This window comes from Candidatus Devosia phytovorans (genome assembly GCA_029202405.1).
Taxonomy (GTDB): Bacteria; Pseudomonadota; Alphaproteobacteria; order Rhizobiales; family Devosiaceae; genus Devosia; species Devosia phytovorans.
The window spans coordinates 3,910,628-3,932,408 of sequence record CP119312.1 but is presented as its reverse complement, the minus strand read 5'-3'; the positions used below and the strand labels follow the sequence as shown (position 1 = coordinate 3,932,408).

Here is a 21,781-nt window from a genome sequence, read left to right as displayed (position 1 = left end):
TGGCCTTTTTGCCTCAGTTTAAGTCGTAACCCCTGCGACCAGAGGCCAAAAATCAGAGCCAGGGGCGGTCAGCCGCCATCTTGCTTTCGAAGCTGGAAATGGAAGGGTCCGACTTCAGCGTGCCGGCAATATCGTCGAGACCTTCGAGCAGGATCTGCTTGCGGGTCGGGTCGATGTCGAAATGCAGCGTGCCGCCATCAGGGCCCTGCACGGTCTGGTTTTCCAGATCCACCGTCAGGGTGGCATTGGCGCCGCGCTCGGCGTCGTCGAGCAGGAGCTTCAGCTGTTCGGGGCTCACCACCAGCGGTAGAATGCCGTTCTTGAAGCAGTTGTTGTAGAAAATATCGGCAAAGCTGGTCGAGATCACGCAACGGATGCCGAAATCGAGCAGCGCCCAGGGGGCATGCTCGCGCGATGACCCGCAGCCGAAATTGTCACCCGCAACGATGATCGTCGCGTTGCGATAGCCCTGCTTGTTGAGGACAAAATCAGGGTTCTCGCTGCCATCCTCATTGTAGCGCATCTCCGAAAACAGCGCGGTGCCCAGGCCCGTGCGCTTGATCGTTTTGAGATACTGCTTGGGAATGATCATGTCGGTGTCGATATTGATGATCGGCAGGGGCGCCGCGACACCGGTCAGAGTGGTGAATTTGTCCATGGCTCAACAACCTCGCTTTGGCCAAGCGTCATGGCGCAAAAGCGAGGTTGCGGTCAAGCGGCTAAGCGTACTCTTGGGTACGCTCGCGTCATTTTATCAGGCTGCAAGGCTCTCTTTGGCACTGACGCCCAGCATCAGGTTGAGATTTTGCACCGCGGCACCCGAGGCGCCCTTGCCCAGATTGTCATAGACCGCCACCAGCAACACCTGGGCCCGCGCATCATTAGCAAAGACATGCAGCTTCATGGTGTTGGTGTTGTTGTAGATCTGCGGATCAAGCTCGGGCGTCTTGGCCAGTTCGGCATAGGGCGCGACCTGAACGAAACTATCCTTGATGCCAGCGAAATGATCGGCGATTGCGGCGTGGATCTCCCGCCCGCTCGGCACCTTGTCGAGCTGGCCGAGCTGCAGCGGCACGAAGGTCACCATGCCCTGGGCATAGTCGCCGACCGACGGCACGAAAAGCGGCGCGCCCGAGAGCTTGGTATATTTCGTCATCTCCGGCACATGCTTGTGCTGGAAGGTGAGGCCATAGGGGGTGAATTCGCTGGCCTCTTCGCCCGCGGCTTCATATTCAGCGATCATCTGCTTGCCGCCGCCCGAATAGCCCGAAATCGCGTTGACGCTGATCGGGAAACTATCGGGCAAGAGGCCGGCCTCGATCAGCGGACGCAGTGTCGCGATCGGGCCCTGCGGATAGCAGCCGGGATTGGAAACATAGCGCGCCCTGGCGATGACCTCGGACTGGCCCTTGTCCATTTCGGCAAAGCCATAGGCCCAGTCAGGATCGACGCGATAGGCGGTCGAGGCATCGATGACACGGGTCGTATCATTGTCGATCAGCGACACGCTTTCCTTGGCGGCGTCGTCAGGTAGGCACAGGATTGCGACATCGGCGGCATTGAGCAGCCGCTTGCGCTCGTCCTGATCCTTGCGCTTGTCCTGGGCGATGGAGAGCACTTCAAGATCGCGCCGGCCGGCCAGGCGTTCGCGGATCTGCAGACCCGTGGTTCCGGCTTCCCCGTCGATGAAAATCTTGGCGACCATGACATTTCTCCGATTGCGGCAGCGTAGATGGACCGCGCATGTGGCGAGGTCAAGACGCCAGCCCGCGCATGGTTGCAGTGCAGGCGGCACAATGGCAATGCTGAAGCCGATTGCACGACAAAAGGATCGCTCATGACGCCCCATAACCACGCCAAGCCCGGTGACTATGCCGAAGCCGTCCTGCTGCCTGGCGATCCGCTGCGCGCCAAATGGGTGGCCGAGACTTTTCTCACGGACGCCAGGCTGGTCAATTCGGTGCGCAATTGCCTCGGCTATACCGGCACCTGGAAGGGCAAGCCTGTCTCGGTTCAGGCCAGCGGCATGGGCCAGCCTTCGCTCGCGATCTATGTGCATGAGCTGATCAATGTCTATGGCGCCAAGACGCTGATCCGCATCGGCACCTGTGGCGGGCTCAATGCCAAGGTCAAGGTGCGCGACCTGATCCTCGCGCAGGGCGCTTCCACGGACTCTTCCATCGTCAAAGGCCGCTTTGGCGCTTTCAATTTCGCGCCTATCGCCGATTTCGGCCTGCTGCGCGCGGCAGCCAGCAAGGCCGAGGAAAAGGGCATGCGCTATCACGCCGGCAACATGCTGAGCTCGGACATTTTCTACCATGCCGACGGCATGGCCGGGTATGACAAGCTGCCCGAGCACGGCGTGCTCGGCGTCGAAATGGAAGCGGCCGCGCTCTATACGCTGGCTGCCCGTTTTGGGGTGAAGGCGCTGACCATCTGCACCATGACCGATTGCCTGATCACCAAGGAAGAGATCGACGCCGAACAGCGCCAGACCTCGCTCAGGGACATGGTGGAAGTGTCATTAGACGTGGCGGTGGAGGCTTAGATCTCGAGGGGATACCCCCACCTATCCTCCCCCTGATAGGGGGAGGGACCGCGCGGTGTATTTAGCCTGATTGTGCCACCAGCTCGATCTGTCCCTCCCCCTTTTCAGGGGGAGGTTAGGTGGGGGTATTCTTCCTCACGCATCCGTCATCCAGCGCCGGGAAAGCCGCCGCTTTTCCGCCGACATCGCTGTGTTAATCTCCGCCTGACATCGGGGCCATCACACATGCAGCTCAAGCCGAACGCCTACCGCCTCAACGAGACCGTTAGGGGTGTCGAGACGATGACCCGCTTTGCCCTGGCCGTACTGGCCTTGGCCTCGGGCGTCTATACCTATCTCGGCGTCCGCGGCATTCTCGATGGCTCGGCCACCTTCGTCTTCTTTGCCGCCATCATCTATTCGGCGGCGGTCTCGGTCGCCATCTACGCCTTCTGGAGCTTCATGCTGCGCTTCGTGCCGCTGGTGACCTCCGGCGTGCAGCGGGCCGGCCTCTTCGTCACCATGGCCATTGGCTGCGTGATGATCATGGCCATGTCGAGCTGGCTCAATGCGGCGGCCCTCGCCGGCTCGGCCGCCACCGAACAGCATATGGCGGTGACGCTCCAGGGCTATGCCGAGGACCTCGACCATGCCCACGCCAATGCCCTCGCGGCGCAAAGCCTGCTGCCCGATGTGCAGCGCGCAGCGGAACGCTTTTCCGGCCTTGCGGCAGACGAACGCGAATCCGGCGCCCTGACCGGTACCACCGGCTCGGGCAGCGTCGTGCAATTGCTGACCCAGATGGGTACGCAGATGAACCAGCTGGCTGCCACCATTTCCGGCAGCCGCGACGAGGTGGCTGCCCAGTTCGAAGCGGGATCGGCGCGTCTCGCCACCATGCGCGAACTGGTGTCGAGCCCCGGCGCCATCGAACCGCGTGCCGATGGCTTTCAAGCCGAAGCGGTACAGCTCACCGCCGTTATCGCTGCCCTGCAGCAAACCGGCGTCGCGGCCTCGGTCAAGCGCGCCTCGGCCGATCTTTCTGCTGGCTTCATTGCCCCGGTAGCCGACGGCACGGTGGGCGACCTCGCCAATCGGCAGAACCAGGTGATGGACACCGTGCGTGCATCCGTCACCGCACAATCGACCGCGCTGTCGACGGCGGCTGACGAAATTCTCGCCACCGAACCGGTCGAACAGCGCCGCTATGTGCCGCTCTCCAGCGCCGAGGCCGTGCTGCGCTACTGGCAGGATTTCATTCCGAGCTGGGCCGGTGCCATTTCCATCGACCTGCTGCCGGTGGTTCTGGTGCTCGTGCTGATGATCGTCAACGACGCCATGCGCCGGGATTCCGAGAGCCTCGAGGAAGCCGAAAACATCACTGCGGCCGAAATGCTGCGCGCCATGAGCCTGTTCCGCCAGATGGAAGCCGCCGGGATCGACGTGGCGACGGGGCAACCGCGCAAGCTGGTCGAGCCGGAACCAGAGCCCGAAACACCGCCCGTGGTCGCAGAAGCCCCAGCCGATGACGCCACGGTCACACCCATCGAGGCTGCGCAGCGCAATCGCAGCCGCACCGACGGTCCCCGCCCGGCATGAAAACCGAGGCCAATGCCCGCGCCGGAAACCACGATGGCCCCTTCTATCGCCGGGCCATCGAGCGCCTTGCCGCCGTGGACGACGGCAATATCCTGCGCCTCGCCTTTTTTGCGCTGCTGGCTGGCACGGCCTCGGTTCTCTTCGTCGATTTTCGCGAATTGACCGAGAGCGAGGGCGCGGCCCTGGCCATGCCGGCCCGGCCCATCCTGCCGCCATTCAATCCCGAGGGTCCGAACGATGGGGCCAATCCAAATGTAACGACCAGCCCGCAAGTGCTGGAACAGCCTTTGGAAATCGCCTTGGGTACCGGTGGAGAACTGCGTCTCACCGGCTCGATCGACTTGGGCTCGGCCGCGCGCTTTGCGGCCGAGATTGAAGCACGGGGCGAATACGTCCAGACTGTGCTTCTCGATTCCCCCGGAGGATCGGTCGTGGATGCACTCGCTATCGGCAGTCTGATCCATGACAGGGGCCTTGCCACCAAGGTCGCTGCCGGGTCTTTGTGCGCCTCTTCCTGCCCGCTGATCTTTGCCTCCGGCGCGACCCGGATCGCCAGCCCCGACTCGGCCATCGGCGTGCACCAGATTTATGCCGCCGCCATCAGCGGCGAGCCCCAGAACGCCCTGCGCGCTGCTGGCCTCGCCATGAGCGACGCCCAGACGACGACGGCCAGCATCATCAGCCATCTCAACAAGACCGGTGTCGACCCGGCCATGTGGCTGCATGCACTGGAGACACCGCCGGACCGGCTTTACTATTTTTCGCCTGAGGAGATGACCAGTCTCAAACTTGTCACCGAGTTGAGCGAAAATTGACGGCCCCGTAATGCAACCGGTGGAGGACCGGAACCATTGCGGGTGAATGGACGGACGCGTTTGCGGGCGTGATCCGATAACAACGATAATTTGGCGGGGAGGCCAATATGACCCAGATCCACACGCTCACGCGCCATCGCGACATTCAGAACTGGGTGAGTGATCGCCATGGCATTCCGGCCATCGCCCGGGTGCGCAACCGCTTCGGCGAAGAACGGGCGCAGTTGCGCCTGAGCTTCCAGAAACGCGAAAAGCCCAACCACGAAAGCCAGGACGACGGCATGAGCCCCTGCTCCTGGACCGCCTGGCTGGCCGAACTCGACCGCCAGCAACTGGCGCTCAAGGTCGACCTGACGGCCGACGATTTCGAACTGGTCGACCGAAGCTTGCCCAACTAGGCCCCTTGCACGATCAAGCACTTCGCGATCAAAAGGTAAGCCCTTTTGATCGCGAGCCTCTATGTCCCTGCCGCAAGCCGCACTTGTCCTGCATGCCCTGACCCTGATCGGCGCAATGGCGCTGCTCGTGCCGGGTCTGACCGAAAGCCTTGGCGGACCAACCGGCTATCTTTTGTCACTCTGCATCTACTGGCTGGGCTTTTGCCTGCCGGTCTGGCTCTTTCATGTGAAGGGCCGGCGTGACCCCCACCTTTATTCGGAACGCCTGCATTGGCGGCAGTTGTGGATCCCCATCCTGCTGCTCGTGCAGGTATGCGCCGTGGGCCTTGGCGTGCTGATGGGTCATTCCCAGATCCTCACCACCCAGGGCGCCATGCTGGCGGCGATGATCGCGCTGATCAACGGGCCGCTGGAAGAGATCGCCTGGCGCGGCGGCTTCATGACCCGCTTTGCCGCAAAGCCGCGCCTCGGCTTCGGACTGAGCTGGCTGCTCTTCACGGCTTGGCACGCGCCGCTCCTGTTGAGCCAAGACATCGTCTTTCAGGGTGGCTGGATGGCGCTGGTCGGCGGCGCGGCGGTGCTGGGCCTGCTCTGGAGCTGGATTGCCTGGCGCACCCGTTCGATCTTCTGGGTCGCCATCGCCCATGTGCTGACCAACATGCTGACCTTCTGGGTGCTGTTCAACGCCAATGGCTTCGTCTCGCCGCATCACTAGTCTTTTCTTGCGCGACGACCAAAAAAGCCGCTATGTGCGCCCAGGCGTAACCACCAGTACGGCGAGGAGCACATCGTGGCCACCCATTACCTATTCCTGCTGCCCGGCGACGGCATCGGCACCGAGATCATGCTCGAGGTGGAAAAGCTGATCGCCTGGACCAACAGCGAGCAGCTCACCGATTTCTCGACCGATTCTGGTCTTGCCGGCGGTTCGGCCTATGACAGGCACCAAGTCGCCATCACCGATGAGGACACCGAAAAGGCCAAGGCCGCCGACGCCGTGATCTTCGGCGCCGTGGGTGGTCCCAAGTGGGACAATGTCCCCTATGAGCACCGCCCTGAAGCCGCGCTCCTGCGCCTGCGCAAGGAAATGGCTGTCTTTGCCAACCTCCGCCCCGCCATCTGCTATCCGGCGCTGGCCGACGCGTCCTCGCTGAAGCGCGAACTGGTCGAAGGCCTCGATATCCTGATCGTGCGCGAGCTGACCGGCGGCGTCTATTTCGGCGAACCCAAGCTCATCACCGATCTCGAAAACGGCGAAAAGCGCGCCGTCGATACCCAGGTCTACGAGACCTATGAAATCGACCGCATTGCCCGCGTCGCCTTCGATCTCGCCCGCACCCGCAACAACAAGGTGCATTCGGCCGACAAGAAGAATGTCATGAAGTCCGGCGTCCTGTGGGATGAAGTGGTCAAGGGTGTCGGCAAGGACTATGCCGATGTCGAGCTGCACCATATCCTGGCCGATAACGCCGCCATGCAGCTGGTGCGCAATCCGAAACAGTTCGACGTCATGGTCACCGATAACCTCTTCGGCGACATCCTGTCGGACGTCGCCGCCATGCTGACCGGATCGCTCGGCATGCTGCCTTCCGCTTCGCTGGGCGCACCGGACGCGGCCACCGGCAAGCGCGCGGCCTTCTATGAGCCCGTGCACGGTTCGGCCCCCGACATTGCCGGCAAGGGCATTGCCAATCCGATCGCCATGATCGCGAGCGTGGCCATGGCTCTGCGCTATTCGTTCGGCCAGATCGAACTGGCGACGCGGATCGAGAACGCCATCTCGGCCGTCCTCAGCGATGGCCTTCGCACCGGCGACATCGCCCAGGACAATCGCAAGACGGTTGGGACTGAAGAGATGGGCGCGGCGATTCTGGCGAAGTTGAAGGCCTAGTGCCACGCCCTCGTGGTTCGAGGCTCGGCAAGGGCCTCGCACCTCACCATGAGGGCTGCTGCTGCGATGGTGCTATCTGAGACCTCATGGTGAGGTGCTTTGCGTAGCAAAGCCCCGAACCACGAGGTCGGACACTCGATGCAAAAGACCAAAAATACAAAAAGCCCCGGTGTCACCACCGGGGCTTTTCTAATGGCTTGCGCCAGGAAATTACTCGGCAGCAGCTTCTTCAGCGGCCGGAGCTTCTTCCTTCGGTGCATTCTTGGCTTCTTCGGCAGCGGCGACCTTGGCGGCCTTTTCTTCAGCGCGCTGGGTTGCCTTTTCGCCGGGGACGGCCTTTTCCGGGTTGTTGCGGGCATCGCGCTTGGCAACGCCGGCAACGTCGAGGAAACGCAGCACGCGGTCGGTCGGCTGGGCGCCAACGCCGATCCAGTGCTGAGCACGCTCGGTGTTCAGCACGACGCGGTTCTCGGCGTCCTTTGCCAGCAGCGGGTTGAACGTGCCGATCTTTTCGATGAAGCGGCCATCGCGCGGCGAACGGGCGTCAGCGATGACGATGTGGTAGAAGGGGCGCTTCTTGGTGCCACCACGGGCGAGACGGATCTTGAGGGCCATTTTGGTTTTCCTTGAGTAGGTTAGCTTCGTCTATTTCTTCTTGCCCAAGCCCGGAAGGCCAGGGAAACGGGGAGCGCCAGAGGCGCCGAGACCGGGCAGCAACGGGCTGCCGGAATTCTTGAGCAGGGCGCCAACATCGGTCGGCAGCGCCTTTTGTGCCGGCAGGTCGGCCGAGGGCAGACCCTTGAGCGCCGCGGGGTCGATACCGGCCTGGCGCGCCATCTGTTCGAGCTGGGCCGGGTCCATCTTGCTCATGTCGGGCATGCCGCCGAGCATATTGCCCATCTTGCCACCGAACATGCCGCCCAGCGCGCCCATGCCGCCCTTGGAAACCTTCTTCATCATGTCCGCCATCTGGCGGTGCTGCTTGGAAAGCTTGTTGATTTCGCTGACTTCGACGCCTGCGCCGGCAGCAATACGCTTGCGGCGGCTGGCATTGAGCAGGTCCGGGTTGGCGCGCTCTTTCTGGGTCATCGAATTGATGATGGCGATCTGGCGATCGAACACCTTCTCGTCGATATTGGCGCCGGCCATGGCCTTTTTCATCTGACCCATGCCGGGCATCATGCCCATGAGGCCGCCCATGCCACCCATCTTCTTCATCTGGAGAAGCTGGTTGCGCAGGTCGTCAAGGTCGAAGGAGCCCTTCTTGAGCTTCTTGGCCATCTTCTGCGCGTCTTCGGCAGAAACGTGCTCGGCGGCCTTTTCGACGAGCGAAACAATGTCGCCCATGCCGAGGATTCGGTCGGCGATGCGCGAGGGATGGAAATCCTCCAGCGCATCCATCTTTTCGCCGACGCCGATCAGCTTGATCGGCTTGCCGGTCGCGGCCCGCATCGACAGCGCCGCGCCGCCACGGCCATCGCCGTCGACGCGGGTCATGACGATACCCGTCACATCGAGGCGACTATCGAAGCTACGCGCGACGTTGATCGCGTCCTGGCCGGTGAGCGCATCGACGACCAGCAGGATTTCATGCGGATTGGCGATCGACTTGATTTCGGCCGTTTCGGCCATCAGCTCTTCGTCGATATGGGTGCGACCGGCCGTGTCGAGAATGAGCACGTCATAGCCGCCAAGACGGCCTTCGCGCTCGGCGCGGCGGGCGATCTCGACCGGGGTTTCGCTGGCGACGATCGGCAGCGTGTCGACGCCGACCTGTTCGCCCAGCACGCGCAACTGCTCCATGGCTGCTGGCCGACGGGTGTCCAAAGATGCAAGAAGCACCTTCTTCTTCTGCCGATCGGTCAGCCGCTTGGCGATCTTGGCCGTGGTCGTGGTCTTGCCCGAGCCCTGCAGGCCCACCATCAGCAGGGTCACGGGCGCCTTGGCATTGAGATCGATCGGCGAGGCCGTGGACCCGAGGACCGCGACCAGCTCGTCATTGACGATCTTGACGACCTGCTGGCCGGGGGTGACCGAACGCGTGACCTCGGCGCCGACAGCGCGTTCGCGCACCTGTTCGACAAAGGCCTTGACGACTTCGAGAGAAACGTCGGCCTCGATCAGCGCGCGGCGGATTTCGCGCATCGCTGCATCGACGTCGGCGGCATTGAGCGCGCCGCGTCCGCGGAGACCTTCGAAGATTTTGCCAAGCCGGTCTGAAAGGCTCTCGAACATATTTTGGTCCTTCGTCTCTGCGGGTGATCCGAGAGAGATAAGATCCATCAGTCCAAACGACAAACCCACCCGCGGGCGCAACGCGCTGGCGGATGTTGGCCTCCGGGATCGTGGAACCCTTGCGGGGCCCCGGTCGGCTGGTCAGGAGCAAAGCCTGATGAATGCGCGCGGTTTAGGAGAAAGCGGGAGGAGAGTCAAGGAACGCGGTGTCGGTCCCGAGGCGGTGTCGACTGAAGGAGCGATGGCGAGTATGATTGTTTCGCGATCTACGCAGGAACCGGCATCTATGCCAAAAACCAAGCCTATCCCCGAATTCAGCAGCGAAGCCGAAGAGCGGACCTTTTGGGAAAGCGTCGATTCCGCGGACTATCTTGACTGGAGCAAGGCGGAGAAGATCCGGCTTCCAAACCTCAAGCCGTCGAACACGTCCATATCACTCCGGCTGCCCAACAGCCTGCTGGAGCGGATCAAGGTTGCCGCCAACAAGCGCGATGTGCCGTAGCAGTCACTGATCAAGACCTGGCTGGCAGAGAAGCTGGATACACAGGCGAAGTAGCAACGCTCGTCAAAGGCTTCGCCCTGTCGCCTTCATCAGCACGCCGCGCAACCCCTTGGGCATGTTGAGCACGGCGTTTTTGAGCATCGGCCGCAGGGTCTTGTCCCAGAGGTTGAGCATCAGCACGCCGCGCGGGGTGACCGGCAGGGCATAGTCCTTGACCGTGACGACCTCGGTCGACCAAGTGAGCTTGTAGGGCATGACCGGCACCATCAGGTCGGCGCCCAGCATGCCGCGATCCGCGCAGGCGTGGATCACTTCGCCCAGGTGCATGCGACCCGGGCTTTCGTCGCTATTGGCAAAATCGCGGCTGGCGACGAAGGCATAATAGCGCCGCTTGTGCACGAAGCCCCACTGCTCGGCAATCTCCTCGCCCTTGTGGCGCAGCGACATGGCCATGATGGCAATGTCGGAGCGGCTCGGCAGGCCCGTGCAGAAATCGACAAAACTGGTGTCGCGAAAGGCGCGCGAGCTCAGGCCCTGGTCCTTGAGGCGATTGGCTCGACCGGTCAGCGTGCGCTCGATCACCGCCTGGGCTTCCGCCGAGGTCTCCGCGACGTGATGGGTCACCGCACCATCGCGTTCGAGACGGTTGCGGTCATTGCGCATATTCTTGCGCGTCTTGGGCTTGATGGTCTGGAAATAGGCCGCGTAGTCGTCAAAGGCATCGAGCGCCACATAGGGCGCGCCCTGCTCTGCCCCGGTCACCATGTGATTGGCCGGCATGCCCTTGGCCATCTGGCTGTCGCTGCGCACTTTCAACAGGCTGACCATGTCGCAGGGCGAGGCCGCAATGGCGGCGTGCAACATTTTCGCCATGGCCTCTCGCGGGTTGAGGCCCGGGCTGATGATGGCATCGGAATATTGGCTGAAGGCATGGCCGAGCGCGGTCAGGATGCGCCGCGAATGGCTCTGCACATATTCGAGCGGCAGCACCGCGACGAGACGCTGACCATCGGTCAGCGTGGCGATCACCGGCGCGAAATCCACATTGCCGCGGGCCGCTTCGAAATCGAAGATCGCCCGTGCCCAGCCAGAGCTCTGGAACAGGACGGCGCCCGGGACTTGCGTCTCGAGCCCTTCCCATTGATGCGCCATGACATCGAACGCTTCGCGCGTCCGCACGACTTCGGCGCGCAACACCTGCGTGTCGGCCAAGGCGCGTTCGGCAACCAGCAGGCGCCGTTTTTCATCGGCCCTGGGCAGGGCGGTTAGCGAACTCATTTGCTGAACGTATAGCCTTCGATGTCGCGCACGCCTTCTGGCGCGGTGGGATCGACGGTGAAGTCGACCGTATAGACCTTCTGCTTCTGCGGATTGAGCGGGCTGAACTTGACGGCAGCCGCTGTCGCCAGCTTGGCAAGGTAGGACGCGCCGGTCACTTGCTGGCTGAGAGTCTTGAAGCCAAGCTTGGAGCGCAGGAAGCCATTGGCATAGTTGACGGCATAATGCTTGCGCAGCTCGTCGGTCCAGTGCTCGGTGGTGAAGCTGACATTCATCATGCCCTCGTTGACCACGCGATGCGGTCCGTTGAGCGGCCAATGCAGCATTTTGCCGGCCTCAAGCATGTAGGTCTCGGCAAAATCGTCGAACCAGGGCTCGTAGGGCATGTCGGTTTCGCGCAGCTGACCCAGGATCAGCTTTTCCAGCGCGGTCTGCGAAATGAACGGCGCCTTGGCCGGATAGACAAAGACCTTCTTTGTGCCGCGCACCTGCCAGAGGCTCTGGCCGGGCACGTCGGAATGATACTTCACCGAAACATTGGGCGACGAGATGAGGATGGTGAGGTTCCGCTTGTAGCTCTTGAAGCCGGGAACGCGCTCCTCGAATTCGGCATAGAGGCTGTCGAGCAGCTTGCCATAGGCGGGATCAATGCTGGCCGGCGCCGTGATATTGACCCAGATATTGCCATTGCGGATCACCTCGAGGACTTCGGAGCCCTTGAGGCCCTTGATCTCGCCCTCGCGACGCTTTGGGGGATTGCCCGGGGTCTTCTGCGAATAATTGACGTGGTAGGCCTCGCGCGGCGCCTTGTCGATCAGGGCCGCCAGCGCGTCATCGCTGAACAGCGGCGAGCTGGCGAGGCGGTGCTGCAGCATCAGCGAATGCTCGCTCCACAGCGACGGATAATGGGGCTGCCAGTCGGTGATGATCTGGTCGGTCATCATGGTCATGTTCATGGGGGCAGGCTCCAATTGCGTGTGGCGGACAGGGCGATCCTCAACATCTGGCTGGAAACTAGCCGAGACGACCTGAATTGGCGCGACCAGACTGGAACTCTGGTTAAGGCCTCATGAAGTGCGAAAGCCTTACAAAATATGAATATTTTTAGCTTTAGACTGGGCTAGCCAATTCCGGTCACGGCTCGAGCAAAGCCTGCATCTGGCCCCACCACTGGCAATTTCGGGCAGCATCGGCCATATAGATCGAACCATTGGGCTATCGCCCCGAACCACCGCGGAACCTTGTTGTGAGCGCTGTCCCCTTTCTCAAGATGAACGGGCTGGGAAACCAGATCATCGTGGTCGACATGCGCGGCCGGACCGATCGCGTCACCTCGGCTGCTGCCGTGGCCATCAATGCCGGTGAAGGCACGCGCTTCGACCAGATCATGGCGATCCACGATCCCAAGATGGACGGCACCGCAGCCTATATCGAAATCATCAATTCCGACGGCTCGCGCGCCCAAGCCTGTGGCAATGGCATGCGCTGCGTGGTTCAGGCCCTGACCGCCGAACAGGGCCGGAAGCGCTTCACCTTCGAAACCGTGGCCGGCATTCTCTTTGGCGAAGAACAGGACGATGGGCTCGTGACGGTCGACATGGGCACGCCCAAACTCGCCTGGTATGACATTCCCCTGGCTGAGGAATTTGCCGACACGCGCAAGATCGAGTTGCAGATTGGGCCGATCGATGACCCGGTGCTGCACTCGCCGTCGGTCGCCTCCATGGGCAATCCGCATGCCACCTTCTGGGTCAACCAGGACGTCTGGAGCTATGCGCTCGACCGCTTCGGGCCCATGCTGGAAAACCATCCGATCTTCCCGGAGCGCGCCAATATTTCCATTGCCCAGGTCGTGGCGCCGGACAGGATCATCCTGCGCACCTGGGAACGCGGCGCCGGCCTGACCGAGGCCTGCGGTACCGCCGCCTGCGCTGCCCTGGTCAACGCCGTCCGCACCCGCCGCAGCGCCCGCAAGACCACGGTCACCGTGCCTGGCGGCGATCTGATCATCGAGTGGCGCGATGATGATCATGTGGTGCTGACCGGCGCCGCCGAGCTCGAATGGACCGGCACGCTGGACCCCGCCACCGGCATCTGGGCACGCAATGAGGTGGCGGCCTGATGGCCGTCGAAACACTGACATTCGGCTGCCGGCTCAACGCCTTTGAAGCCGCCGTCATGAAGGCCGAGGCCGAAAAGGCGGGCCTCGATAATGCGATCATCATCAATACCTGCGCGGTGACCGCCGAAGCCGTCAGGCAGGCCAAGAAGGCCGTGCGCAAGGCGCGCAAGGACAATCCCGCAGCGCGTATCATCGTCACCGGCTGCGCTGCGCAAACCGAAGCGCGCAGCTTTGGCGACATGCACGAGGTCGATCTAGTCATTGGCAACAATGACAAAATGCAGGCCGAGAGCTACCGGCCCATGGTCTTTGGTACGCCTCTCAACGACAAGGTGCAGGTCAACGACATCATGAGCGTGCGGGAGACCGCCGGCCATATGATCGAGGGCATGGATAGCCACACCCGCGCTTTTGTGCAGGTGCAGAATGGCTGTGACCACCGCTGCACCTTCTGCATCATCCCCTTCGGCCGCGGCCCGTCACGCTCCGTGCCCATGGGTCTGGTGGTGGAACAGGTCAAAAAGCTCGTCGCCAATGGCTATCGCGAAGTGGTTCTTACAGGCGTCGACATCACCTCCTATGGCCCTGACCTGCCAGGGAATTTGACCCTAGGCAAACTGGTTCAGGCCATCCTTCGACATGTGCCGGACCTGCCGCGTTTGCGCATTTCATCGATCGATTCCATCGAGGCGGACGAGGCGCTTTATGATGTCGTGGCCAGCGATCGCCGGCTGATGCCGCATCTGCATCTGAGCCTGCAATCGGGCGATGACATGATCCTCAAGCGCATGAAGCGCCGCCACAGCCGCGCTGACGCTCTGGAGATTGTGAGCAAGCTCAGGACTTTGCGGCCGGATATGGTGTTCGGCGCTGATATCATCACCGGTTTCCCGACCGAGACCGAGGCGATGTTCGAGAACACCTTGCGCATCGTCAGCGAGGCCGACCTGACCTATCTGCATGTCTTTCCCTATTCGCCGCGTGAGGGCACGCCGGCGGCGCGCATGCCCCAGGTTAGCGGCAGCATTGCCCGCAAGCATGCTGGACGACTTCGTGCGGAAGGCTTGCGGCAGGTCGAAAAGCTCTGCGTTTCGCGCATCGGCAAGGTCGAAAATGTGTTGACCGAACGCGGTGGAATAGGCCGAACCGAACAGTTTTTGCCCGTCTACACGCCCGATATGCCCCCCGGTGAATTGCGCACCATGCGCATTACCGGTACCAGCGATGGTCACCTTATCGGTGATATATTGCGCCAAGTGGCCTGAAGAAAGACCAAGATGACCGAAAACAAGCCGGGATTTTTCAAGCGCCTGTTCGGGGGTGGTGGCGAGACCCCCGCCCCGCCCGAAACGCGGCCGGAAAACCCTGTGCCCGCGCCGCAGCCGGTTGAGCCGACGCCGGCCCCACCGCCCGACGATATTCCCGCTCCCGAAGACGTGCCGCTGCCCGGCCCCCCGGAGACCACGCCGGACTATGTGGACGACATCGAGGAACAGGCCGAGGCTGTGGAGCCACAGCCCGAAAGCCTGCCGCAGAGCATTCCGATGGCACTCGATCCGCCCGCCATGGTCGAAGTGCCGGTCGAAGCGCCGCGCCAGGGCTGGTTTGCCCGGCTGACGACCGGCCTCAAGCGTTCGTCTGACCAGCTCACCGGTTCGATCACCTCGGTCTTCACCAAGCGCAAGCTCGATAATGCGACGCTCGACGAGCTGGAGGACGTGTTGATCCAGGCCGATCTCGGTGTCGAGACGGCCATGGCGATCACGGAAACCCTGCGCCGCGACCGCTTCGATCGCGATGTATCGGGCGAGGATGTGCGCGCCGTGCTGGCCGACGAGGTCGAAAAAGTACTCGGCCCCGTGGCCCGGCCGCTGGAGATCGACAGCACGCAAAAGCCCTTCGTCATCCTGATGATCGGCGTCAACGGCTCGGGCAAGACCACGACCATCGGCAAGCTCGCGCAAAAATTTGCCCATGAGGGCCGCTCGGTCATGCTGGCCGCTGGCGATACGTTTCGCGCTGCTGCGATCGAGCAACTGCAGGTCTGGGGCCAGCGCACCAATGCGCCGGTGATCTCCCGCCCCGCCGGGGCAGATGCTTCGGGCCTTGCCTTTGATGCGGTCACCCAGGCCCGCGCTGAAGGTCGCGATGTGTTGATCATCGATACCGCCGGGCGCCTGCAGAACCGCGACGAGTTGATGAACGAGCTCGAAAAGGTCATCCGCGTCATCAAGAAGGTCGATCCGACCGCGCCGCATGCAACGCTTCTGACGCTCGACGCCACGACCGGGCAGAACGCGCTCAACCAGGTCGACATTTTCGGCAAGCGCGCCGGGGTAACAGGCCTCGTTATGACCAAGCTCGACGGCACCGCACGCGGCGGCATTCTCGTTGCCATCGCCAAGAAATTCGGCTTGCCGGTGCATTTCATTGGCGTCGGCGAGAGCGTGGGCGATCTCGAACCCTTTACCGCCAGCGACTTCGCCCGGGCCATCGCCGGCCGCGACTAGCCACAGTCTTACCATGCTTGCGGCCTATGCCGCCTTGCAACAAAGGGCTTCTGCCCTCACATTGCGCCCAGTGCTGCAGCCAAGAGTTCGAATAGAATGACCGAGAAAGCCGCCGAAGCCGAGATCAACTGGGACGAGTTGCGTCCGCAGCTTATCAAGATGTCGCTCGAACTCGGGCCCCTGGTCATCTTCTTCATCGTCAATGCGCGGGCCGAGATCTTCACCGCCACCGCCTGGTTCATGGGCGCCATGGCGGTCTCGCTGATCCTGACCTGGTTGATCCTCAAGAAGATTGCCATCATGCCGCTGATCACGGGTGTGGTCGTTCTAGTCATGGGCGGCCTGACCCTCTGGCTGCAGGACGACATGTTCATCAAGATCAAGCCGACCATCACCAATGGCCTCTTTGCGGCAGTTTTGCTGGGTGGCCTGCTCTTCGGGCATTCGCTGCTGAAATATGTCTTCGGTGACGTCTACAAGCTGCGCGAGGAAGGCTGGAGCAAGCTGACGCTCAACTGGGGTCTGTTCTTCGTCCTGCTGGCCGTGATCAACGAAGTCGTCTGGCGCGGCGCCAATGCCTATATTCCCGATGACCCCAAGGCTGCGACCGATCTCTGGGTCGCCTTCAAGGTCTGGGGCGTCATGCCCCTGACCGTGATCTTCTCGATGACCCAGATCGGCCTGCTCAACAAATATGCCCCCGTGGACGAGCCCAAGCATGTGCCGCCCATCGTGGTGGAAAGCTGAGATGCAAATCCCCGCCTCGGCGGGGATTTTTGTTTGAACCGGCGCTAGCCGAAGATGCCGATGACCACGCCCTGGATCAGCAGCACGCCGAGCATGTGCAGCCCGTCAATAATGGTCAGCGTCCAGCTCATGCCCTCGTAGCGATGGTTCATGATCATCGAGGTGATGACGAAGCCGAACCACATATGGGCCGCCACGATCAGCCCGTTGACCACGGTCACTTCGCCCAGCAGCGCCGGCACCAGCAGGGCGATGAAATAGGCCATGATCAATTCGACCACGACTGACCAGATGAAGGGCGTCGGACCGACGCCCAGTTCCTCCCGGCTGCGTCCCAGAGCCACCATCCAGCGATTGCCGAGGCTCATGTACCAGGCTGCCCCAAAGGCAAAGCTGGCAACGGTTGCCAGCACGACGGCCAGCCAATTGACGTCAAAATGCGTAATCATGCTGAACTCCCCCTGCGCTGATGCGCCGGGGGAGATTAGCGCTGGCAATGGCGTTACGCCACGCGCTTGTTGCACCACCCGCCCTGCGCTCATGGCGCTCCGGGCCTTGTAGCCTCAAATCGCTCCACTGGAGCGATTTGCCCTGCGGGATGGCTACAAGCCACCCATCTTGCAGATCAGCTTCCATTCGGCTGGCGAGACCTTGGACACGGAGAGCCGCGACAGCTTGACCAGTTCGAGTTCACTCAGCTCGGGCGTCGCCTTGACCGTGGCAAGCGTCACCGGCCTGGGCAGCGGCTTGACCGCTTCCATATCGACGCATTCCCAGACCACTTCGCCCTTGGCATTGAGATCGGCCGTGGAATCGGGATGGGCCAGCGCCACCACCTTCATGATCCCCACGATCTCCTTGCCGATATTGGAGTGGTAGAAGAAGGCCTCGTCGCCCATCTCCATGGCCTTCATATTGTTGCGCGCTGCGTAATTGCGCACGCCGTGCCACTCCTCCATGACGCCGCGCTTGTTCTTGGCGACCAGGTCATCGAAGGAAAAGACGTCCGGCTCGGACTTCATCAACCAATAGGCCATGGGTTCAGGCTTTCGGCGACATGTGGTCATAGGCAAGGCGCCAGCGCTTGATCTCGGTGCTGGCAAAAATGCCCTCCTTGACGAAGGGATCGGCGTTGAAGAAGTCCGAGGCTTGCTCGATAGTCTCGGCTTCGACCACGACAATGGAGCCTTCGGGCACGCCGTCTTCATTGAGCAGCGCGCCGGCGAGGCGCAGTTTTTCGCCAATGCTTTCCAGATGCTGCAGATGCACCGGACGCACCTCCTGGCGCTTGTCGGCCATGCCGGGCTTGTCCTTGGCGATCAGGGCATAGAGCATCAGTCAGTCCTCTCTCTTGAGCGGGCGGGACATCAGGCCCGCAACAACGGTTGATATATCGGCCCTGCCGCTCAACACGGCATGCATGGCGCCAATGAGCGGCGCATCGACCGCCAGGCTTTTGGCCAGGGCATCGGCGACCGGCGTGGTGGCGACCCCTTCGGCGAGCTTGGCACCGGAGGCAATGATCGCCGCAACGCTTTCCCCCCGGCCCAGCGCCATGCCGAATTGATAGTTGCGCGACTGCACCGAGGTGCAGGTCAGTGTCAGGTCGCCCAGCCCCGCCAACCCGGTCAGGGTCGAGGCCGACCCGCCCATGGCGGTCACCATGCGGCTCATTTCGGCAAAGGCGCGGGCGATCAGTGCCGAGCGCGCCGAAGCACCAAGTTCGGCGCCTTCGACGGCGCCACAGGCCAGGGCATAGACATTCTTCAGCGCCCCGGCAATTTCGACGCCGATCCGGTCATCGGCGGCATAGGGCCGAAAGCTCGGGCCCGCGAGGGCTGCAGCCAATGCCGATGTCGCCTCGGCATCATCGCCCGCCAGCGTCACCGCCGTCGGACGGCCCGCCGCCACATCGGTGGCAAAGCTAGGGCCGGACAGCACATAGGGAATGGCCTGCGGTGCCATGTCGGCGAGAATTTCGCTCTGCCGCTCCAGCGTACCCGTCTCGAGCCCCTTGGCCGACAGCACCACTGGCCGACCGGCCAGCAAGGCGGGGTCAATCGTCCCCAGCGCCGTGCGGCTGGCCTGGGCGGGGACGGCGAGGATGACGATGTCGGCTGGTGCCGACTGGAGGCCTGCGGTGAGACGAGTGTGCAGCAGCTGCGAACCAAGATACCGGCTGTTGGTATGTTTTGAATTGATCTCGTCGACTTGGAGCCCATCGCGCGCCACCAGCGTCACGGACCGCCCGGCCATGGCCGAGGCCTGGGCCAAGGCCGTGCCCCAGGCGCCACCACCGATGACGCAGACGGTTTCAAGCGGCATCAGGGCTCACCTTCATGTCATCGAGATCGAGCGGCCAGCGCGGCCGTGCGACAAAGCCGAGCCCATTTTCCGCACCCAGCGCGAAACGTTCGGCACCAGCCCAGGCGACCATGGCGCCATTGTCGGTGCAAAGCGCAATCGGCGGTACGATCAGTGCGGCACCGGCCTCGGCGCAGACCGTTTCAAGCGCCGCGGCAATGGCGCGATTGGCGGCAACGCCACCTGCCACCACCAGCCGCATGGCCTGCCCGGGAAAATCGGCGGCAAACTTTTCCAGCGCCTGGCGCGAGCGCACGGCGACGATTTCGGCCACCGCCGCCTGAAAGCTGGCGGAAATATCGGCGACATCCTGGTCGCTGAGCGGCGCCAGCGCCTCGGCCTGCAGCCGCACGGCGGTCTTGAGGCCGGAAAAGGAAAAATCGAGCCGCTGCTCGCGCAGCAGGGGTCGCGGAAACTTGAAGCGTTTCGGGTCGCCCTGCCTGGCGATCTGCTCCACCGCGGGCCCGCCGGGATGACCGAGCGACAGCAGTTTGGCCACCTTGTCGAAGGCTTCGCCCAGGGCATCGTCGATGGTCGAACCCCAGCGTTCGTAGTCGCCGACACCGCGCACCAGCACGAACTGGCTATGTCCGCCCGAAACCAGCAGCATGAGATAGGGAAATTGCACGCCATCGGTTAGCCGGGCAGTGAGCGCATGACCTTCGAGATGATTGACCGCGATCAAAGGCTTGTCGAGCGCAGCTGCTAGTGCCTTGGCCGTGGTCAGGCCCACCAGCACGCCGCCGATCAAACCCGGTCCGGCTGTTGCCGCGATCGCATCGACCTCATCGAGCCTCACACCGGCCTCGCGACAGGCCTGGGCGATGATATGGTCGAGATAGGTCACATGGGCGCGTGCGGCCAGCTCGGGCACGACGCCGCCGAATGCCGCATGTTCATCGAGCTGGCTTCGGACAACATTGGAACGGATCGATCCTTTTCCGGATTGATCGCGAACAACAATGGCCGCCGCGGTTTCGTCGCAGCTGGTCTCTATGCCAAGGATTGTGGCTGGCGCTTGCCCGGTCACGACGAACTGGTTACTCCCTTGAGGGCGTCCCGAAAGGACGTGCCTCTGCCTACTATAGGATATTCCGACTTTGCAATCGCCAGCGCCCTTCGCCCGGATCGGAACACGTGGTAGCCCACTGGCGCTCGCCCAGGCCCGCCTGTTGCGCAAGCTGCTGAGCGAGACGCATGGCGTAAGCGAGGAAGCGATCACCATCGAGGTGATTTCGACCGGTGGTGACCGTTCGCAGGCCAGCAATGCCAGCCTGAGCGATATGGGTGGCAAGGGTCTGTTTACCAAGGAAATCGATGAGGCCATGCTGTCGGGCCGCGTCGATATCGGCGTGCATTCATCCAAGGACGTGGCTACCCGCATGCCCGACGGCCTGCGCCTCGCGGCTTTCCTCGAACGCGAGGACATTCGCGACGCCTTCATGTCGGTGAAGGTGCAAAGCCTCGACCACCTGGCCGAAAATGCAAAATTCGGCACCTCCTCGATTCGCCGCGCCGCGCAGGTGCTTCGCCTCCGCCCCGATCTCGAAATCGTGCCCTTCCGCGGCAATGTCGGCACGCGGCTGCAAAAGCTGCTCGATGGCGTGGCCGATGGCACCATGCTGGCCATGGCCGGCCTCAACCGCCTCGGCGAAGGCCACCGTGCCACCGCGCCGCTCGACCCAGACATCTTCATGCCGGCGCCGGCCCAGGGCGCCATTGGCGTTGCCATACGCGATGGCGACCAGCGTTTCACCGAGATGGTCGAAGCGCTCGACCATCAGCCGACCCACAGGGCCATTACCGCCGAACGCGCCATGCTGGCCGTGCTCGACGGCTCGTGCCGCACGCCGGTCGGCGCTCTGAGCACGCTCAATGGCGACACGCTGACCCTCAAGGGTCAGATCCTCAGCCTCGACGGCAAGACCGCCTTCGACAGCGCCGCCACCGGCACCGATCCGATCGCGCTGGGCCGCCAGGTGGGGGACGACCTCATCGCCCAGGCCGGCACAGAATGGCTGGCGCAATGGGCGGCAAACTGATGCGCATGCTGGTCACACGGCCCGAGCCCGACGCCCAGGGCACACTGGCGCGTCTCGACGCGCTGGGCATCGAAGCCATTGCTGCGCCGGTCATGGTGCGGCAGGCGCTCGACGTCAGCCTGCCCCCGCCCGATGGCTTTACCGCCATGGTGCTGACCTCAGCCAATAGCGTGCGCACCCTGGTCGAGCGCGGCGTGGTGGAGACCTATGGCCACCTGCCGGTCTTTGCCGTGGGCGACCGCACCGCGCGCGACGCCACGGAGGCCGGCTTCGTCCGTGTCAGCAGCGCTGCCGGGGCCCTGCAGGACCTGGTCAATGCCATGACCATCGCCAAGCTCAAGGGGCCACTGTTCTATCCCACGGGCAAGCATCAGAGCGCCGACCTCGGCAAGGCGCTGGCGCCGCTCGGCATCATGGTGGCGACGGCAAAGATCTATGAGATGGTTGCGGTCGACGCCCTGCCACCAGCGGTACTGGAAAATCTTGGCAATGGCGTGCTGACGGCGGTTCTCGCCTATTCGCGCCGCACCGCCGAGATTTTTGCCAGCCTCGCCAGCACCCTGACGCCGGCCCAGCGCAGCGCCATCACCATGCTTTGCCTCAGCGAGGTCGTGGCCGAACCGCTGCTGGAAAACCATTTCAACCGCATCGCTTTGGCCGACCGGCCCGACGAAGATGCGATGATGGCACTGGCTTTGGCTTTTGCCCGCGAGCAAACTGGGCCATGATCGGCTCCAACGAGAGGATATCC

General features: G+C 62.8%; 24 protein-coding genes. 13 read left to right on the top strand and 11 right to left on the bottom strand.

Translation table 11 applies throughout. From position 1 onward, the window contains the following. Positions 1-52: 52 nt before the first annotated feature. Together leuD and argC are read right to left on the bottom strand one after the other, a co-directional pair. Entirely contained in the window at positions 53-658 is a 606-nt protein-coding gene (gene leuD / locus P0Y65_19310) for a 3-isopropylmalate dehydratase small subunit (protein WEK04299.1), read from the bottom strand. A 96-nt stretch (positions 659-754) separates the two neighbouring features. Continuing rightward, the gene (gene argC, locus P0Y65_19305; protein ID WEK04298.1) at positions 755-1,705 is read right to left on the bottom strand and encodes an N-acetyl-gamma-glutamyl-phosphate reductase; all 951 of its coding nucleotides are present in this window, start codon (positions 1,703-1,705) and stop codon (positions 755-757) included. A 132-nt stretch (positions 1,706-1,837) separates the two neighbouring features. On the opposite strand from argC, the gene deoD reads away from it, so the two are divergent. The 6 genes from deoD (at position 1,838) to leuB (ending at position 7,230) form a co-directional block, all read left to right on the top strand. Beyond that, the gene (gene deoD, locus P0Y65_19300; protein WEK04297.1) at positions 1,838-2,548 is read left to right on the top strand and encodes a purine-nucleoside phosphorylase; all 711 of its coding nucleotides are present in this window, start codon (positions 1,838-1,840) and stop codon (positions 2,546-2,548) included. A gap of 225 nt (positions 2,549-2,773) precedes the next feature. Next, positions 2,774-4,126 (top strand): hypothetical protein, encoded by a 1,353-nt coding sequence (locus P0Y65_19295; protein ID WEK04296.1) that lies wholly within the window; start codon positions 2,774-2,776, stop codon positions 4,124-4,126. Then, on the top strand, positions 4,123-4,941 hold the full coding sequence (locus tag P0Y65_19290; GenBank protein ID WEK04295.1) for a hypothetical protein: 819 nt from the start codon (positions 4,123-4,125) through the stop codon (positions 4,939-4,941). Before P0Y65_19295 ends, P0Y65_19290 begins: the two co-directional genes overlap by 4 nt. 107 nt (positions 4,942-5,048) lie before the next feature. Further along, complete coding sequence (locus tag P0Y65_19285; GenBank protein WEK04294.1) at positions 5,049-5,339, top strand: hypothetical protein; 291 nt, start codon at positions 5,049-5,051, stop codon at positions 5,337-5,339. A gap of 61 nt (positions 5,340-5,400) precedes the next feature. Then, positions 5,401-6,054, top strand: coding sequence for a CPBP family intramembrane metalloprotease (locus tag P0Y65_19280; GenBank protein ID WEK04293.1), 654 nt, complete (start codon positions 5,401-5,403; stop codon positions 6,052-6,054). 75 nt (positions 6,055-6,129) lie between these two features. Next, entirely contained in the window at positions 6,130-7,230 is a 1,101-nt protein-coding gene (gene leuB, locus P0Y65_19275; protein WEK04292.1) for a 3-isopropylmalate dehydrogenase, read from the top strand. Between the two features lie 210 nt (positions 7,231-7,440). Here leuB and rpsP read toward each other — a convergent pair whose 3' ends face one another. Together rpsP and ffh are read right to left on the bottom strand one after the other, a co-directional pair. Further along, positions 7,441-7,845 carry a 30S ribosomal protein S16 gene (gene rpsP, locus P0Y65_19270; GenBank protein ID WEK04291.1) on the bottom strand — a complete coding sequence of 135 codons (405 nt, stop codon included), beginning with the start codon at positions 7,843-7,845 and terminating at the stop codon, positions 7,441-7,443. A gap of 30 nt (positions 7,846-7,875) precedes the next feature. Beyond that, positions 7,876-9,465 (bottom strand): signal recognition particle protein, encoded by a 1,590-nt coding sequence (gene ffh / locus P0Y65_19265; GenBank protein ID WEK04290.1) that lies wholly within the window; start codon positions 9,463-9,465, stop codon positions 7,876-7,878. A gap of 286 nt (positions 9,466-9,751) precedes the next feature. Here ffh and P0Y65_19260 point away from each other — a divergent pair, with 286 nt between their 5' ends. After that, on the top strand, positions 9,752-9,967 hold the full coding sequence (locus P0Y65_19260) for a BrnA antitoxin family protein (protein ID WEK06848.1): 216 nt from the start codon (positions 9,752-9,754) through the stop codon (positions 9,965-9,967). Positions 9,968-10,030: 63 nt separating this feature from the next. On the opposite strand, the gene P0Y65_19255 is transcribed toward P0Y65_19260, so the two are convergent. Continuing rightward, the gene (locus P0Y65_19255; GenBank protein WEK04289.1) at positions 10,031-11,245 is read right to left on the bottom strand and encodes a GNAT family N-acetyltransferase; all 1,215 of its coding nucleotides are present in this window, start codon (positions 11,243-11,245) and stop codon (positions 10,031-10,033) included. After that, the gene (locus P0Y65_19250) at positions 11,242-12,201 is read right to left on the bottom strand and encodes a hypothetical protein (protein WEK04288.1); all 960 of its coding nucleotides are present in this window, start codon (positions 12,199-12,201) and stop codon (positions 11,242-11,244) included. The genes P0Y65_19255 and P0Y65_19250 overlap by 4 nt, the downstream gene beginning before the upstream one ends. 314 nt (positions 12,202-12,515) lie before the next feature. Here P0Y65_19250 and dapF point away from each other — a divergent pair, with 314 nt between their 5' ends. The 4 genes from dapF (at position 12,516) to P0Y65_19230 (ending at position 16,624) form a co-directional block, all read left to right on the top strand. Then, complete coding sequence (gene dapF / locus P0Y65_19245) at positions 12,516-13,367, top strand: diaminopimelate epimerase (GenBank protein WEK06847.1); 852 nt, start codon at positions 12,516-12,518, stop codon at positions 13,365-13,367. Then, the gene (mtaB, locus tag P0Y65_19240; GenBank protein ID WEK04287.1) at positions 13,367-14,632 is read left to right on the top strand and encodes a tRNA (N(6)-L-threonylcarbamoyladenosine(37)-C(2))-methylthiotransferase MtaB; all 1,266 of its coding nucleotides are present in this window, start codon (positions 13,367-13,369) and stop codon (positions 14,630-14,632) included. Before dapF ends, mtaB begins: the two co-directional genes overlap by 1 nt. A 12-nt stretch (positions 14,633-14,644) precedes the next feature. After that, positions 14,645-15,877 (top strand): signal recognition particle-docking protein FtsY, encoded by a 1,233-nt coding sequence (ftsY, locus tag P0Y65_19235; GenBank protein WEK04286.1) that lies wholly within the window; start codon positions 14,645-14,647, stop codon positions 15,875-15,877. Positions 15,878-15,973: 96 nt separating this feature from the next. Continuing rightward, positions 15,974-16,624: a septation protein A gene (locus P0Y65_19230; protein WEK04285.1), complete on the top strand. Its 651-nt coding sequence runs from the start codon at positions 15,974-15,976 to the stop codon at positions 16,622-16,624. A gap of 44 nt (positions 16,625-16,668) precedes the next feature. Here P0Y65_19230 and P0Y65_19225 read toward each other — a convergent pair whose 3' ends face one another. The 5 genes from P0Y65_19225 to tsaD all read right to left on the bottom strand — a co-directional run bounded on the left by P0Y65_19225 (position 16,669) and on the right by tsaD (position 19,994). Next, entirely contained in the window at positions 16,669-17,073 is a 405-nt protein-coding gene (locus P0Y65_19225) for a DUF1761 domain-containing protein (GenBank protein WEK04284.1), read from the bottom strand. A gap of 153 nt (positions 17,074-17,226) precedes the next feature. Then, positions 17,227-17,661, bottom strand: coding sequence for an EVE domain-containing protein (locus P0Y65_19220; protein WEK04283.1), 435 nt, complete (start codon positions 17,659-17,661; stop codon positions 17,227-17,229). Between the two features lie 4 nt (positions 17,662-17,665). Then, positions 17,666-17,959, bottom strand: coding sequence for a YciI family protein (locus P0Y65_19215; protein ID WEK04282.1), 294 nt, complete (start codon positions 17,957-17,959; stop codon positions 17,666-17,668). A 3-nt stretch (positions 17,960-17,962) separates the two neighbouring features. Then, entirely contained in the window at positions 17,963-18,949 is a 987-nt protein-coding gene (locus tag P0Y65_19210; protein WEK04281.1) for an NAD(P)-dependent glycerol-3-phosphate dehydrogenase, read from the bottom strand. After that, positions 18,939-19,994 (bottom strand): tRNA (adenosine(37)-N6)-threonylcarbamoyltransferase complex transferase subunit TsaD, encoded by a 1,056-nt coding sequence (gene tsaD, locus P0Y65_19205; protein WEK06846.1) that lies wholly within the window; start codon positions 19,992-19,994, stop codon positions 18,939-18,941. Before tsaD ends, P0Y65_19210 begins: the two co-directional genes overlap by 11 nt. A gap of 94 nt (positions 19,995-20,088) precedes the next feature. On the opposite strand from tsaD, the gene hemC reads away from it, so the two are divergent. After that, positions 20,089-21,030: a hydroxymethylbilane synthase gene (hemC, locus tag P0Y65_19200; GenBank protein WEK04280.1), complete on the top strand. Its 942-nt coding sequence runs from the start codon at positions 20,089-20,091 to the stop codon at positions 21,028-21,030. Continuing rightward, positions 21,015-21,758: a uroporphyrinogen-III synthase gene (locus tag P0Y65_19195; protein WEK04279.1), complete on the top strand. Its 744-nt coding sequence runs from the start codon at positions 21,015-21,017 to the stop codon at positions 21,756-21,758. The genes hemC and P0Y65_19195 overlap by 16 nt, the downstream gene beginning before the upstream one ends. Positions 21,759-21,781 lie beyond the last annotated feature (23 nt).